The 16,303-nt window shown below is 47.0% G+C and carries 13 protein-coding genes and 1 pseudogene; 11 read left to right on the top strand and 3 right to left on the bottom strand.

Annotated features, from left to right (window positions below; genetic code table 11):
- Positions 1-139 precede the first annotated feature (139 nt).
- Together Q1B04_RS18355 and Q1B04_RS18350 are read left to right on the top strand one after the other, a co-directional pair.
- Positions 140-2,077 (top strand): phytase, encoded by a 1,938-nt coding sequence (locus Q1B04_RS18355; protein WP_299761766.1) that lies wholly within the window; start codon positions 140-142, stop codon positions 2,075-2,077.
- A gap of 530 nt (positions 2,078-2,607) precedes the next feature.
- On the top strand, positions 2,608-4,032 hold the full coding sequence (locus tag Q1B04_RS18350; protein WP_299761763.1) for a T9SS type A sorting domain-containing protein: 1,425 nt from the start codon (positions 2,608-2,610) through the stop codon (positions 4,030-4,032).
- Positions 4,033-4,097: 65 nt separating this feature from the next.
- Here the strand turns inward: Q1B04_RS18350 and Q1B04_RS18345 are convergent, their stop codons facing one another.
- A complete protein-coding gene (locus Q1B04_RS18345; RefSeq protein ID WP_299761760.1) occupies positions 4,098-4,910 on the bottom strand; it encodes a 2,3,4,5-tetrahydropyridine-2,6-dicarboxylate N-succinyltransferase in 813 nt (270 codons plus the stop codon).
- A 51-nt stretch (positions 4,911-4,961) separates the two neighbouring features.
- Here Q1B04_RS18345 and Q1B04_RS18340 point away from each other — a divergent pair, with 51 nt between their 5' ends.
- The 9 genes from Q1B04_RS18340 (at position 4,962) to mnmE (ending at position 14,206) form a co-directional block, all read left to right on the top strand.
- Complete coding sequence (locus Q1B04_RS18340; protein WP_299761757.1) at positions 4,962-6,101, top strand: glycosyltransferase; 1,140 nt, start codon at positions 4,962-4,964, stop codon at positions 6,099-6,101.
- A gap of 74 nt (positions 6,102-6,175) precedes the next feature.
- Entirely contained in the window at positions 6,176-7,174 is a 999-nt protein-coding gene (locus Q1B04_RS18335; RefSeq protein WP_299761754.1) for a beta-ketoacyl-ACP synthase III, read from the top strand.
- Positions 7,175-7,264: 90 nt separating this feature from the next.
- Complete coding sequence (locus tag Q1B04_RS18330; RefSeq protein ID WP_299761751.1) at positions 7,265-7,924, top strand: metal-dependent transcriptional regulator; 660 nt, start codon at positions 7,265-7,267, stop codon at positions 7,922-7,924.
- Positions 7,925-7,946: 22 nt separating this feature from the next.
- Positions 7,947-8,876 carry a zinc ABC transporter substrate-binding protein gene (locus Q1B04_RS18325; RefSeq protein ID WP_299761748.1) on the top strand — a complete coding sequence of 310 codons (930 nt, stop codon included), beginning with the start codon at positions 7,947-7,949 and terminating at the stop codon, positions 8,874-8,876.
- Between the two features lie 7 nt (positions 8,877-8,883).
- Positions 8,884-9,672, top strand: coding sequence for a metal ABC transporter ATP-binding protein (locus tag Q1B04_RS18320; RefSeq protein WP_299761745.1), 789 nt, complete (start codon positions 8,884-8,886; stop codon positions 9,670-9,672).
- A gap of 43 nt (positions 9,673-9,715) precedes the next feature.
- A complete protein-coding gene (locus Q1B04_RS18315; protein ID WP_299761742.1) occupies positions 9,716-10,999 on the top strand; it encodes an iron chelate uptake ABC transporter family permease subunit in 1,284 nt (427 codons plus the stop codon).
- An 89-nt stretch (positions 11,000-11,088) separates the two neighbouring features.
- Positions 11,089-11,967 (top strand): metal ABC transporter permease, encoded by an 879-nt coding sequence (locus Q1B04_RS18310; protein ID WP_299761739.1) that lies wholly within the window; start codon positions 11,089-11,091, stop codon positions 11,965-11,967.
- Between the two features lie 72 nt (positions 11,968-12,039).
- Positions 12,040-12,660, top strand: coding sequence for a thioredoxin fold domain-containing protein (locus Q1B04_RS18305; RefSeq protein ID WP_299761736.1), 621 nt, complete (start codon positions 12,040-12,042; stop codon positions 12,658-12,660).
- A gap of 166 nt (positions 12,661-12,826) precedes the next feature.
- Entirely contained in the window at positions 12,827-14,206 is a 1,380-nt protein-coding gene (mnmE, locus tag Q1B04_RS18300; RefSeq protein WP_299761733.1) for a tRNA uridine-5-carboxymethylaminomethyl(34) synthesis GTPase MnmE, read from the top strand.
- Between the two features lie 756 nt (positions 14,207-14,962).
- Here the strand turns inward: mnmE and Q1B04_RS18295 are convergent.
- A pseudogene (locus Q1B04_RS18295) lies at positions 14,963-15,651 on the bottom strand (IS5 family transposase).
- A gap of 504 nt (positions 15,652-16,155) precedes the next feature.
- On the bottom strand, positions 16,156-16,303 hold a 148-nt coding region (locus Q1B04_RS18290; protein ID WP_299761872.1), incomplete at its 5' end, for a transposase.

The raw sequence follows: 16,303 nt of genomic DNA, 5'->3' as shown, positions 1-16,303 counted from the left end.
CTTTTGGCAGGGCAGGATTCTTCCCCTTCTAAACAGTTCAAAAATTCCCGCTAAAAACAACGACGCCAAAGCTTCATTTTCTCCTGAAATGACGAATGTATGACCCGTAACGATTTTGAATTGCTTTAGCTTTTATATTATGCAAAACTTAAAACTTATTAAAACTTCTTTCTTTCTGTTTATTCTGACTTACCTGATTAACCCAATCTTATTTACTGTAAATGCACAAAGCACGGTTCAGCCTTTGTATGTAACTGAAGCTGTGAAGTATGACACCGATGACCCGGCAATTTGGATTAACAAGGAAAACCCCAGTGAAAGCCTTATTATCGGCACCGACAAAGAGGCAGATGGTGCCTTGTTTGTGTTCAACCTACAAGGGCAAATCATTCCGGATAAAGTAATTCCAAACTTAGAGCGCCCTAATAATGTGGATGTTGCCTATGGCTTGATGCTACAGGGAGCAGAGGTGGATATAGCCGTGACAACAGAGCGTTTAGCTGGCAAGTTAAGAGTGTACAGCCTACCAGATATGCAAGCAGTTGATAGCGGCGGAATAGAAGTGTTTGAAGGCGAAAGCGGCAGCTATGGCTACGATGAACCTATGGGTGTTTCACTTTATAAAAGGCCAAGCGACGGAAGCTTATTTGCTATTGTAAGCCGGAAAAGCGGCACTAGCGACGGCACTTATCTCTGGCAGTACCTGCTGGAAGATGACGGGCAAGGCAATGTAACCGGAACGCTCGTCAGGAAATTCGGGAACTATAGCGGCAACAAAGAAATAGAGGCCGTTGCAGTAGATAATGAACTAGGTTACGTGTATTATTCAGACGAAATGGTAGGGGTAAGGAAGTATTACGCAGACCCTGACTCGAGCAATGAGGAACTGGCGCTTTTTGCAACCAGCAGCTTTAGCATCGACCAGGAGGGCATTGCTATTTACAACGAAACAGATAGTACCGGTTTTATACTTGTATCTGACCAGGACGCGGGTGAGTTGCACCTTTACCCGCGTGAAGGCACTGCTGCCGACCCGCACCAACACCCATTGCTAAAGGAAGTACCCATAGCTGCAAGATTTACTGATGGCATTGAAGCCACGAGTCATTCTTTACCACCAGACTTTAACAATGGCTTAGTGGTAGCTATGTCGGAAGGCGGGACTTTTCACCTGTACCGATGGGAGGATATTGCAGGAGATGATATTCCGACGGACACATCAGGCACAACTACAGAAGAAGAAATCATCTCCTTTAACTCTACCTGGAAATATCTTGATGATGGCTCAGACCAAGACACTGCCTGGCAAGAAGCCTCATTTAACGACTCCGGCTGGAAATCCGGAGAAGGCAAGTTGGGCTATGGCATACCTGATGCAGCTACTGTAGTAAGCTACGGGAAAAACAAAAACAAGAAATATATAACCTCCTACTTCCGGAAAAATTTCTCGATAACCGACCTAGAAGCTATCTCATCCTTTACAGCGCAAGTTAACAGAGATGATGGTGTGGTGATTTATGTAAACGGCCAGGAAGTTTACCGCAACAACATGCCTTCCGGAGCTATAAGTTACAGCACACTGGCTGCCGGTACTACTGGTGGCGACGATGGCGCTACTCCTATTCCGTTCTCGATACCTATAACAGCCTTTGTAAACGGCAGCAACACGATAGCGGTAGAAATACATCAGGCTGCTCGCTCATCCTCAGACATAGCGTTTGATCTTGAGCTTATCGGTAGCAAAGCAGTACCACTCGGAACAAAAGACACCAATGCCTCTAATAGTTCAACCAGCTTTGAAACTGAAGCCGACTTAATCAGTGAGCTAAAAGCATATCCAAACCCTTTCTCTGGCAGTGTGACAATCAGCTTTACTAGCGCGGCTAACACCACCTACAGTGTCTCCTTATATGACAGCAACGGCAAACAAGTAGGTGTTACAAGCCAGGGAACAGCTGAAAAAGGAAGAACCACTAATGTAGCAGTTGATGGCACAAACCTCGCCGCCGGCTTATACTTTGTAAGAGTTGAAACGAACTACGGCAAGTATACCTTCAGGCTGATCAATATCAACTGAATTTAATATAATAAACAAGCTTTAGCAAAGAGCAGGTTCAGGCAAATAAAGCGCCTGAACCTGCTCTTTTTTTGTCATACAACACATGATAACGCATTGACTTTCTTTACAATACAATTCTCTACGCTTCTATTTTAACCTCAAATTGGTAACCCTTTAAATTATACTTTGCGAAGCAAGGGCAAGACCTCTTGCCTCTAATCCTTCTTAGGTTCTCAATTATTCAATGTATAAATTCTATAGCTGAGCGGGTTTAACGGGCATAATTCTCAAGTAAAAGCGCTTATTACCTAAGCGAAAAGATCAAATAAAGCAGCATTAAATACAACTAATTTTAAAAATATACATATAAGTATAAATAATATACTCAATACAAGTTTATAACAAATCAAGTATGCGAATCAGCCTTACTTTAGCTGATACATGACACTCTACATATCTTCCTGATTTATAATAATTTAATTTAGGAGAGATTTAAGACACGTTCTTTTGCTGCTACATTCTTTGGGTTTTACTTCAAAATTGCCAATATGATAATAAAGTATACCGCCCTTATCTGTATTCTCCTTTTCTATTACCAAGCGTTCGCGCAACAGTCACAAGGTTTTGTCTCAGTTAAAGAGCTTGCTCCTTTGCCCGTATCCAGAAACACAGGAGAGAAACCGCAGTCAAAAGTATGGTCTTACAAGTGCAAGCAATGGGCAGTGCTGGCAGACAAATCCGGCACATACCTCTGGCGGCTTGATAATAATAAATGGAGAAATGTGCTTAAGCTGTCAGATAAACTTGCCAACGCAGATTGTAAAATTGTAGACGATATAGCGCATATCTTCCTTTTTACCGGGGAAGGCAAAAGCTACTTAGTCTCTTTGGAGTACTCATCAGAAAGTGGCACTTATAAATTCTGGTCTGCACAGCCAACGCCATCTCCCGTTTCGCTTGCCGAGGGTGCTAAAACCGCTACAATAGACATAGATAGCAAAGGTAGAATGTGGCTGGCGTCTGATGCTGCACCAAATATTAAAGTGAGGTGGAGCGATTCTCCTTATACTAACTGGAGCAATCCCATAGACTTAGTATCTAATATTAGTATAAATGATATTGGCGCCATCATAGCTATGCCAAATAAAGTTGGCGTGATGTGGTCTAACCAGAAAGCAAAACGGTTTGGTTTTAGAACGCACACAGATGGAGACGCCCCTGAAGTTTGGTCTGGTGATGAGGTTCCGGCTTCGCAGTCAGCACTGGATGTGCACTTGGGCATGGCAGACGACCATTTGAACATGACAGTTGCCAGCGACGGAACGCTTTACTGCGCTATTAAGACCGAGTATGACACCAAGGGTTACCCTAAAATTGCGTTGCTGGTGCGGCGGCCCTCCGGCACCTGGGACAACCTGTACGAAGTATCTCAAAAAGGCACCAGGCCGATTGTTATACTTAATGAAGAAAAGAACAAAGTCAAAGTAGTTTATACTGCTAAGGACCTTGATGGAGAAATTGTTTATAAAGAGTCGGACAGTAAAAACATCTCATTCTCACCAGAACTGCCTTTGATAAAAAACGGGGCCTACAACAATGTGTCGAGCAGCAAAGGCCCTTATAATAATGATGTAGTGATTCTGGCATCCGACAGCACCCAAGCGGTGGGGGTGTTGGCCTTAGATGATCAACCCTCAGATAAATGCGATGCTGTTCAAGACTGGATCATCTACCCCAACCCTTTTTCAGCAAATACCAATTTATATTTTAGCCTGCAGCACAACGGCAGGTATAAGGTATTGCTCTATGATACAACAGGCGCGCTAGTTGCCAAGTTAAACGAGGGCGAAGCTACGGCGGGCGCGATTATTAAAATTGAGATTGACGGAACCAAGCTAAGCCGAGGTTTATACTTTGTAAAGGTGCAAACCCAGGAAAGAACAAAGAGTATGAAACTTGTTCTGGCCAATTAACATCATAAACAAATATCCCCTGCCAAGTAACCTCAGCAGGGGATATTTATAGTCTTAGCCAGGCACTATACCGCCACGGCATGGTCGCGAAGCACATCGTTTAGCGATGTCTTCAGATCTGTGCTTGCTTTACGCTGCCCAATGATAAGGGCGCATGGTACTTGAAACTCGCCAGCCGGGAATTTCTTGGTGTATGAACCCGGAATTACCACCGAGCGTGGCGGCACATATCCTTTGTATTCCTTAGGCTCGCTACCTGTTACGTCAATAATTTTAGAGCTGCCGGTAATGGTTACACCCGCGCCAATTACCGCTTCTTTTCCAATGCGGCAACCCTCTACAAGTATACTTCTGGAACCGATAAAGGCGCCGTCTTCCACAATAACCGGTGCAGCCTGCACTGGCTCCAGCACACCGCCTAAGCCTACGCCGCCGCTAAGGTGTACGTTTTTGCCTACCTGGGCGCAGCTTCCCACCGTTGCCCAGGTATCTACCATCGTACCCGAATCCACATAGGCGCCAATGTTTACGTAAGAAGGCATCATCACCACACCTCTGGCCAGGAAAGAGCCATAACGTGCCACGGCATGAGGCACCACACGCACACCCAGTTGCTCGTAATTGCGCTTCAGGGCAATCTTATCATGAAACTCAAAAGGCCCTACCTCTATCGTCTTCATTTGCTGAATTGGGAAGTACAGCAGAACAGCCTTCTTCACCCATTCGTTTACAGTCCACTCCTCACCAGTTGGCTCCGCCACGCGCACCAATCCTTTATCCAGATCATCAATCACAGAACGGATGGCTTCCACAGTGGCTGATTCTTTTAGTAGCTCCCGGTTATCCCAGGCCTGCTCTATTATTTGTCTTAGCTCCATATTCAAAATGCTTGTTACTCAATATTGCGTAAAAGTAAGTATTTTTGGTGGATGTCTGAAAAGAGAATCCTGATTGCTTCGCTGCTAAAGCCTATAACCGACACACGGATGTTCGAAAAGTTGGGCTTATCGCTTAGCAAACTAGCAGAAACTCAAATCCACATTGCAGGTTTCCTGGCTCCGGAGCCAATCTCCGCACCCGCTCAAGTATACTTTCACCCAATATTTAATTTCAGGCGACTAAGTATTAACCGTTATCTGGCGCAGCAAAAGTATACCCAATTGCTAGAGCAGGTAAAACCTGACCTGGTTATTGCCTGCACCCACGAGTTGCTGGCAACCAGCCAACGGTACTGCCGTAAGCACGGTGCCAAGCTGCTATATGATGTGCAGGAAAACTATACTTTAAACCTGGCAACGCAGCAGAATTACCCGCCGCTGCTCCGGCAGTTGCTCACTTACGGTGTCAGCAAAGTGGAGGCGAAAACAGCTTCTGGCGTAACGCACTTCCTACTGGCTGAACAAAGCTATGCACAGGAACTACCGTTCATCAAAGGCAGAAATTTCACTGTTATCGGCAACAAGTATAATCCTGCCCCTGATTATACGTTGCCAGCCACACCCGTTAAACTGGAGCAACAGCCTCTCCGGCTACTTTATTCTGGCACCATTGCGGAACTGTATGGCATTTTTGACGCGATAAATTTGGCAATTGAGCTGCACCGGCTGGATGCCTCCACCACCCTGACAATTATAGGCTACAGCGCCCGCCAGGACACTCTACAGAAGCTACAGGAGCAAATAAAGGGCAAAAGTTATATCAGGCTTATAGGTGGCGATAGGCTGGTGCCTCATCAGCAGATTCTGCAAATTATAAAAGAGAGTAATTTAGGACTGCTGCCTTACCAGCCACACCCTAGCACCGAACGCTGCATCCCTACAAAACTTTATGAGTATATGGCCTACGCACTACCGGTGCTCGTGCAGCAAAACCCGCTCTGGCAAAGTATAACCCATACAAACCAGGCAGGCCTTTCTATTGATTTTAAGCAGGCACGCCCACAGGAGTTGTTGCCTCGTATACGTCAACAGCTTTTTTATACTTCCGGAGTACCGCAGGAGATTTTCTGGCAGAGCGAAGAAGAGAAGCTTCTAGCCATAGTTAAACAAGCCTTAAAAAAAGCTATATGAGCTCAAAGTTTTATTTTTAGATGAATCTAAATTCGATATAAATCAGTATATTTGTAACTAAACGAAACTATAGTATGCGTAATTCGAGAATTGCAGGCGTTGGCCACTACGTACCGGAAAACGTGGTAACAAACAAGGACCTGGAGAAACTGATGGACACTACGGATGAGTGGATCCGGGAGCGGACAGGTATTGTGGAGAGGCGTTATTTCCAGGAGGGTGTAGACACGACCGCTAACATGGGTGCCGCCGCCGCACGTAAAGCTATTCAAATGGCTGGCCTGGAGCCGAAAGATATTGACATGATCGTGTTTGCCACCCTAAGCCCGGATTACGTTTTCCCAGGCTCGGGTGTGCTGATGCAACGAGAACTTGGACTTAAAGAGATACCGGCGCTTGATGTGCGCAACCAGTGCTCTGGCTTTGTGTACGCTCTATCTGTTGGAGATCAGTTTATAAAAACAGGCATGTACAACAACGTGCTGGTGGTAGGTTCAGAGATTCACTCCACAGGGCTTGATTTTTCCACCCGTGGCCGTGGCGTGTCTGTGATATTCGGAGACGGCGCCGGCGCAGTGGTACTCACCCCGTCTGACAGCAACGACAGAGGTATACTTTCAACACACTTGCATGCCGATGGCGAATTTGCCGAAGAACTGGCTGTAACCGCACCGAACAGTAACAAGAAAGAGCGCCTGACGCACGAAATGATCGATGACGGCAGCGTTTACCCATACATGAACGGCAACATGGTATTTAAGCATGCCGTAACACGTTTCCCGGAAGTGATTGAGGAGGCGCTGAACAAAAACGGCTACAAGCCAGAAGACATCGACTTGCTAGTGCCGCACCAGGCTAACCTGCGCATCACCTCATACATTCAGCAAAAAATGGGGCTGCCAGCCGAGAAGGTTATGAGCAACATCCAAAAGTATGGCAACACTACGGCTGCCTCGGTACCAATCGCGCTGAGCGAGGCTTATGCCGAAGGCCGCATCAAAGAAGGAGATCTTGTTTGCCTGGCAGCATTTGGCAGCGGCTTTACATGGGCTTCTGCACTAATTCGCTGGTAAGTATAAATGTTGAATGAGTGGTTGCGTGGAGAAGTGGTTAACATTAGATGTCTATTCACTCAATCACTCATTCTCACAATAAAAATTAAAATGTCCCACAGCTACACAGAGGAAAACTACATAAAAACCATTTACAAGCTATCTGCCAACGGTGTGCAGGATGTTAACACCAATGCCATTGCAGAAGTGTTGGAAACAAAAGCGGCCTCTGTAACAGACATGCTCCGTAAATTAAGCGCCAAGGATATTGTTAACTACGTTAAATACAAGGGCGTATCGCTGACACCGCAGGGAGAACGCGTGGCGCTGCAGATTATCCGGAGGCACCGGTTATGGGAAACCTTTCTGGTGGAGAAGCTAAAGTTTAATTGGGACGAAGTACATGAGGTGGCCGAGGAACTGGAGCATATCTCCTCTACCCTGCTTGCCAACCGACTAGACGAGTTTCTGGGCTATCCAAAATTTGATCCGCACGGCGACCCTATTCCTTCCGAATCGGGAGAAATGAAGCATAAAAAGCAGCGCCTGCTCGCCGAAATGGCAATAGACGATGCCGGTGTAGTGGTTGGTGTCAACGATTCGCAGCCACTCTTCCTGCAGTACCTCGATAAGATGGGTATTTCCCTTGGCACAAGTATAAAAATAATCGATAAGATCCCTTACGACAACTCACTTGAGATTGGCCTTGCCCAAGACAGATGCCTGGTTATATCACAAGAAGTTTCCAAAAACATATTTATATCTGCTTAAGCAAAGAGTGCTGCACAAAACTATGAGAACGATTCTACTTTGGGCTTTTCTGTGCCTGACCCTTATCACCAGTGCCTGTACGCAAACCGAAAACAAAGGCGCTATTGCCGCTGGCGAGCGTATGAAAGTGGTAACCACCACCAGTATTTTAAAAGATGCAGCCCAACATATTGTAGGTGATCTGGCCGATGTGGAGTCGATTATGGGAAGTGGCGTAGACCCGCACCTCTACAAGGCCACCCAAGGCGATCTGCAGAAATTAACCGAAGCGGATGTTATCTTTTACAACGGTTTGTACCTGGAAGGCAAAATGGGCGAAATAATGGAAAAACTTGGCCGCCAGAAAACGGTTGTAACCGCCACGGCCGGTATAGCGGAAGACAAACTGCGTGCTTCGCCGGTGTATAAGAACAGCAGCGACCCGCACGTATGGTTTGATGTGCAGCTTTGGCAGGATGTGGTAAAGCACATGAGCCAGGAGTTGCAACAAAAAGACCCAGCCAACGCCGAGGCCTACAAGCAAAACACGCAGGCTTACCTGAAGGAGCTCGACACGCTGCACCAGTGGGTGAAAGCGCAGATCAGCACCATTCCAGAGCAGCAGCGCATCCTGATCACGGCGCATGATGCCTTTGGGTATTTTGGGGATGCTTATAGTATAAATGTGCGTGGCCTGCAGGGCATTTCTACTGTTTCAGAGTTTGGCTTGCAGGATGTATCGTCGCTGGTAAACTATATAGCAGACAATAAAATTAAAGCAGTTTTTGTGGAGTCCTCCGTTTCGCCAAAAGCTATTGAGGCCGTGGTGATCGGAAGCAAACAGAAAGGCCACGAGGTACAGGTTGGCGGCACATTGTTCTCCGATGCCTTAGGCGAGGAAGGCACAGCAGAAGGAACCTATTTGGGCATGGTAAGGCACAACGTAAACACCATTGTCTCTTCTCTAAAATAAATAACACATGATACTTCAAGTAGAGAATCCGGTAGTAGAAGTGCATGACCTGACGGTGAGTTACGACCGCAAGCCTGTGCTCTGGGGCATCGACCTTACGTTGCCAGCCGGCGCTCTGGTAGGCGTTATCGGCCCTAACGGAGCAGGTAAGTCTACTTTAATCAAAGCCATGATGGATCTGCTGCCGGTGGGTAGCGGCTACGTGCGGATATTTGACAAACCGATAGACGAAGTGCGCAACCGCATCAGCTATGTACCGCAGCGCGAGTCGGTGGACTGGGATTTTCCGGCATCAGTTTTTGATGTGGTGCTGATGGGCAGCTACGGCAAACTGGGGCTTTTTAAGAGACCGCGTAAAGCTGATAAGGATGCAGCCATGGAGGCTTTGCAAAAAGTCGGCATGCAGGCATACGCCGATCGGCAGATTTCTCAGTTGTCGGGTGGGCAGCAACAGCGGGTATTCCTGGCAAGGGCATTGGCCCAAAACGCCGATATTTATTTTATGGATGAGCCTTTCGCCGGAGTAGACATCGCCACCGAAACTGCCATTATAGAACTACTGCGCACCATGCGCGAACAAGGCAAAACCGTTATCGTGGTACACCATGACCTGCAGTCTGCCACCGAGTATTTTGATTGGGTAGTGCTCCTGAACATGCGCCTGGTAGCATCCGGCCCTACAGAACAAATCCTGACTCAGGAACTGCTGGAGCAAACTTATGGCGGCAAATTAACCGTGCTCACCAAAGTAGGCGAACTGCTGCGCAAGCAGGAGTTTCCTTCTAGAGAGGCATAAAACGTTAAATGCAGCCAACATTCTGAAAGTATAAACTGCTTGTATGAACGATTTTTTAGAGTTCTTTTCTTTTGCAGACGCCAACATCCGATACGTTACGCTTGGCTCTGTGCTGCTGGCTAGCAGTTCGGCGGTGGTGGGTTGCTTTACACTGCTCCGTAAGAGAGCCCTTGTTGGTGATGCCGTAGCGCATGCCGTGTTACCGGGTGTCTGCCTGGCGTTTATACTTTCCGGCACCAAAAACCCATTTATACTTTTACTCGGTGCCTTTATTACCGGCTGGATCTCCCTGGTTACCATCGACTTTATCACCTCCCGCTCCCGCATTAAGGAGGATACCGCTATTGGCCTGGTGCTATCCGTCTTCTTTGGCATCGGCATACTTTTACTCACAGCCATACAGCATTCAGGCAATGCCGCACAAAGCGGTTTAGATAAGTTCTTGTTCGGCAAGGCGGCTTCTCTTGTGGGCGAAGACCTGATTGCTTTTGCTATTGTGGCCGTGTTGCTGCTTGTTACCACCATCATATTCTATAAAGAGCTTACGCTGTTGTGTTTCGATCAGGCTTACGCCAAAACAATCGGTTTTCCGGTGCGCCTCCTGGAGTTGCTGCTGACCACGCTTACGGTTTTTGCGGTGGTGGTAGGCATACAGGCTGTAGGCGTTGTGCTGATGGCGGCCATGCTGATAACCCCTGCCGCCGCTGCCCGCTTCTGGACTGACAAGCTTCACCTCATGCTGGTGCTGGCTGCTTTGATAGGAGCTTTTTCCGGTGTGGCAGGCGCATTTGTTTCCTACACGGCCCCTGCCATGCCAACAGGCCCCTGGATCGTGCTGATAGTTTCCATGATCGCAATTTTCTCGTTTGCCTTTGCCCCAAAAAAAGGCTGGGTATCGCGCCTGTTCCGGCAGCGGCGAAATAAAACACATATTCTGGAGGAAAACCTGCTGAAACTCATGTACCAGCTAGGCGAAAAGAAACCAGGCTTTGATGCACCGAGGCAACTGCACGAACTGCTGGAGCGAAGAGCCATACCTCAGAAAGAAGCTAAGGCGGGGCTTAAACGACTGATAAAGCAAGGCTATGTTGAGAGGACTCCCGAAGGATGGAAACTATCCAGCCAAGGGCAACGGCGCGGGGAACGTGTGGTGAGGCTGCACCGGCTTTGGGAGCTTTACCTAACGCAATATCTGCACCTGGCCTCCGACCACGTGCACGAGGATGCCGAAACCATAGAGCATATCATCACACCCGAACTGGAGCAAAAACTCATGGAAGAATTAGGCTTTCCGGTGATGGATCCGCACAGCGCCCGAATACCGTAGAAAGTTAGAGAGTTTGGGAGTTAAGGCACTGATAGTCAACAATCACCACTTCAATAATAAAGCAATTAAGCCATATAACAATTAAATAAGTGAACGCTTTTTGGATCATACTTACCGGATCATTGGTGGCTACCTGCTGTAGTTTGTTAGGCTGCTATCTTATTCTACGCCGCATGGCTATGGTCGGCGACGCTATTTCGCATGCCGTGTTGCCAGGCATTGTTATTGCCTTTTTGTTCACCGGCTCCCGCGACTCAGTGCCCATGCTGATCGGTGCGGGACTTTTAGGCGTGCTGACAACCTTTCTGATTGAGTTTTTTCATCGCTATGCCCGCGTGCAGGCCGATGCTTCGATTGGTGTCACCTTTACCTGGCTCTTTGCCATTGGCATCATTCTTATTTCTGTGTTTGCCGGTCAAGTAGATCTGGATCAGGATTGCGTGCTTTACGGGGAGATCGCCTATGTTCCCCTGGACCTTTGGATTACAGAAGGCGGTCTGAGCTTAGGCCCGGGCACCGTCTGGACATTAGGCTTCGTAACCATACTAATTATACTTTTCATCACGTTTGGCTATAAAGAACTATTCCTGACAGCCTTTGACCCAGCCTTCGCTGCTGCCATTGGTATCTCAACAACTGCCTGGTACTACTCCCTCATGACGGCAGTATCACTAACTACTGTTGCCTCCTTCGAGTCTGTGGGGGCCATACTTGTGGTTGCCTTGCTGGTAGCGCCGCCGGCCACTGCTTACCTGCTCACCGACAAGTTTAAGTCTATGCTGCTAATTTCGGTGCTTGCCGGTATTATCGCGTCCGTGGCAGGTTATTACCTGGCCGTTTGGATAGATGGCTCCATTGCCGGAGCTATTGCCACCGTAACAGGTATAGAATTCACGCTGGCTTTTCTCTTCTCCCCTACCCGAGGCATACTTCTGAAAAGAAAGCAGTTACAGCCGGTGCAGCACTAAACAGGAATTTATACTTTCCCGTTTCTGTTTCAAGAACTACCTGAAGATTATTTATTAAGTAACTCAACAAGTATGATAAAAAGAACGGCTATACTTTCAGCACTAGGAGTAGCATTGCTTACAGGCTGCAACACCAGCACACCGCCTGCTGCTTCTCCCGACACAACTGCTGCAGAAGCTCCTGCTGGAAGCGCCACAGCATCAGAAACAGCTACCACCCAGGATGCAGAAGCATCCAAATCTGCCAAAATTCAGTGGCTAAGTATAGAAGAGGCAGCTGCCCGCATGAAGGAAGAGCCGCGCAAAGTTGTGATTGATGTGTATACGGACTGGTGTGGCTGGTGCAAGAAAATGGATAAAAGCACCTTCACCGACCCTGAGGTGGCACAGCTTGTAAACGACCATTTTTATGCCGTAAAGCTGGATGCAGAAGGAAAGGAGCCTATCACGCTTAACGGGCAGACCTTCAGCTTTAAGCCAGCGTATAAATCGCATGAGCTGGCGGTGGCGTTGCTGCAAGGCCAGATGAGCTTCCCAACCACGGTTTACCTGGATGAAAACATGAACATGCTGGCTCCTGTGCCCGGTTACCTGGATGCGAAGAACTTCTCCAGGATTCTCCGCTATTTCGGCGAGAACCATCATCAGAAAATGAATTTTCAGGAGTATGAAAAACAGGCTAAAGGCAATTAACCTTTAGTTTGATTCTAATTCTTCAAACACTTTTTACAACGAAGTATAAAGTTAAGTTTATACTTTCAGACAGGAAGGATTCCAGCCAAATTTTAGACTTTTATTGGGCAAATTCGGTTTCCGGCAATTTTGCGTAAATTTGTGCCGCGCTAAACTATACTTTGGTTTGATCAATCATACTTTCAATAACGATACAATTGTAGCTGTTGCTACTGCCCCCGGTGTGGGTGCCATTGCCGTCATCAGGTTATCTGGCCCTGAGGCAATAACTATAACAAATGCGGTTTTCAAGGGCAAGGATTTATCCAAACAACTCAGCCACACAATCCATTTCGGCACGATACGGGATGAAGAAAAAGTACTGGACGAAGTGCTTGTGTCGCTGTTTGTGGGGCCTCACTCCTATACCAAAGAAAACGTGGTGGAGATATCCTGCCACGGTTCCGATTACATTGTGCAGCAGATCGTGCAGCTGCTCCTGAAACGCGGAGCGCGGTTGGCCAATGCCGGGGAGTTTACCAAACGTGCTTTCCTGAACGGGCAGTTTGACCTTGCCCAGGCCGAAGCCGTGGCCGACCTTATTTCATCTGATTCAGCCCTCTCCCATGAAGTGGCCATGAAGCAAATGCGTGGCGGCTTTTCGCAGGAAATCAAACGCTTGCGTGCCGAACTGGTACACTTTGCCTCGATGATTGAATTGGAGCTGGACTTTGGCGAAGAAGATGTAGAGTTTGCCGACCGCGACCAACTGCGCACACTCATCCTGAACATTCAGGCTATTATCCGAGAATTGCTGAAGTCTTTTGAACTCGGCAACGTGATCAAGAACGGCGTGCCTACGGTTATCGTTGGCAACCCGAATGCCGGTAAATCTACGTTGCTCAACAAACTCCTCAACGAGGAAAAAGCAATTGTGTCTGATGTGCCCGGTACTACGCGTGATTTTATTGAGGACGAGATAAACATCGAAGGCATCACCTTTCGTTTTATCGACACGGCCGGCCTGCGCGAGACAACCGACAAGGTAGAAGCCATTGGCGTGGAGCGAACCATGCAGAAGCTAAGCCAGTCTTCGCTGATTATCTACTTATTTGATATCACAGAAGTTAGTGCTGCAGAAGTGCAGGCCGAGCTGGAAAGGCTGAACCCCAAAAAAATGCCATTTGTAGCGGTTGCCAACAAAATTGATCAGGCCTCGCCAGAGAAGTTGGCGGCCTTTGCAAGTATAGAAAACCTGGTGCAAATCTCGGCGGCAGAAGGCGCCAACCTGGACGACCTGAAGCAGGCGCTGGTAGCGAAAGTGAACCTCGGCAAACTCAACACCCAAAGCCAGACCATCGTCACCAACCTGCGCCACGTAGACAGCCTGAACAAAACCTACGCCGCCCTGGACGATGTGCTCCACGGCCTGGCCCTCAGCATCAGCAACGACCTAGTAGCCGCCGATATCCGCCGTGCCCTCTACAGCCTGGGCGAGATAACCGGAGAAATCACCACAGACGATTTGCTGGATAATATTTTCACGAAGTTCTGCATCGGCAAATAGGTTGCCTCAAAAACCGCTATTTTAGAGCGTATGTCAAGATTTCAGAAGAATCCAACAGTATTAAAACATGTTTTAAAGGAAGAATCTGTGACGTTTTTGTTACGAATTCTTCCTTTTTCATTTTAGTGCTGACTAGTGGCGAAATGATGTCCACTACAGTCCACACCTGTCCGTTGCTGACATCCATAGACCTTCATGGTCCATTAAAATGAGCAGCAATATCAGAATCACACGCAAATGTCAGTTCTGCGGTAAACAGTTTATAGCAAAGACTACTGTTACTAAGAACTATTCCGATTACTGCGCCAAAAGAGCCTACAAACAGAGGTTAAGAGAACAAAAGATTACAACGACTGAATTAGAAACTGCTGCCACCTTTCAGGTAATCGAGAATAATCTTCACGAAAAATTATATCTGTCCATATAGGAGGCTTCTATCCTGTTCGGGATATCTACAAGAACAAAAAGCAGGATGACAGCAATCAAAAAAACTCCCTATAATCAAATTCAACAACAGGATAATACTAGAAAAGAAGAGCTTTTAAAAAAAGTAAAAATATTTTAAAATTTCCATTTCTCGATTCCATAATAAAAGAATTTAACTAAATGACCTTTTAAAAATGGACATTCAGAATACAAATAAACACCAAGAAGCACTAGTGAAGGCTCAGCTTTACCAACTAAAGCTTTCTAATAAGAAGTTGCTTTGGGAATCTCCACTAATATCACAGGAAGATGCTGCCTATTTACTAGAATCTATCTCATAAATAGCTTAAGCAGAATCAGCATACAAGCCAGCAGAATAAAAGCCTTGAAGTTCTCTTCTTTGTATTCATACCTGACGACACACCTCCTGTAGTTGAAGAGCCAGGCGAAGAACCGCTCTACTTTCCATCTGCGCCTGTAACGTCTGAGTTTTCTGCCGTCTTGCGTCTTCTTCTTTTTCCTGTTGCTCCTGTGCGGGGCGATCATCTCGATTCCCTGCTGCTTTAGACTTCCATCCAGCGGATCGGAATCATAGGCCTTGTCGCCGATGAGCCTTTCAGGCAGAGCGTCTATGAACCTTTCCTCCAGAACCCTTTCCACCAGTACCACCAGCGTCTGTGACTGCCATGACCTTAGTCCCCTTGCCCCGTTTAGTTTTCCCAACAGCAGCCCCCCTTTTTGGCCATGCAGAAAGAGCCATCGATAAAACACTCACTCAAGTCCACACCGCCTCTCTGATGCAGGTCCCTTGCCAGCGCCTCCACCACCTGCTGTATCACCCCCTTTTCCCGCCACTGCTGGAACCTGCGGTGGCAGGTCTGGTAGGGAGGGTACTTGGGCGGCAGGTGGCTCCACTGCGCGCCTGTCTTCAGTATCCAGAGAATCCCCTCCAGCACTTCTCGCTTGTCTCTCCAAGGCCTGCCTCTGCCATCGGCTCTTCTCTCACCATCAGGAATCAGGTCCTTTAGCTTCTCCCATTATTTATCTGTCAGCTTCATGACAAGTAAACATGCAGCTCCTAAAGAATGTCCCTATTTATGAGATAGCTTCTATACAAAACCAAGGAAACTCTTAGAAAGATAGGAAATCTGTTTAAGCAGATTAAACAAAAAAACAAAATATACTACTGTCCTAAACAGCTTAGAGAAGCACTTTTGGAATTCGGCAGCTTTAATCCATCAATGGACAAGAGTACAAACGAAATTTTTAACAACTACTTTTAAGAAGAGATATGACTATAAAATTAAGAACAAAGAAAAACAAAAAGTTTGACACACTTTATGCAGACATATACTATGGGTACAAAAAAAGGGAGTATGTAAAACTGGGAAAATTATTTCCATTAAAAAACAATCCCCATATGAAACATCATAATAAGGTAGTGTATGAACAATTTTGAGCCCCTCCCAATATTAAGACAGGTCAAAATTAGAGAATTCGGGTTCTACTATATTTTCTTTTATTCACTCTTCCGGCGATTTGTCACCAAGTAAACTGTGGGGCCGGAAGCAATTATACTCCTGCCGCCAGGCCGCGATTTTCTCCCTTGCGTCTTCCAGTGAGAGGAACCAATTCACGTTCAGGCACTCATCCCGGAAACTGCCATTGAAG

The organism is uncultured Pontibacter sp. (genome assembly GCF_947495565.1).
Classification (GTDB): domain Bacteria; phylum Bacteroidota; class Bacteroidia; order Cytophagales; family Hymenobacteraceae; genus Pontibacter.
This window is presented reverse-complemented; position numbering and strand designations above follow the sequence as displayed.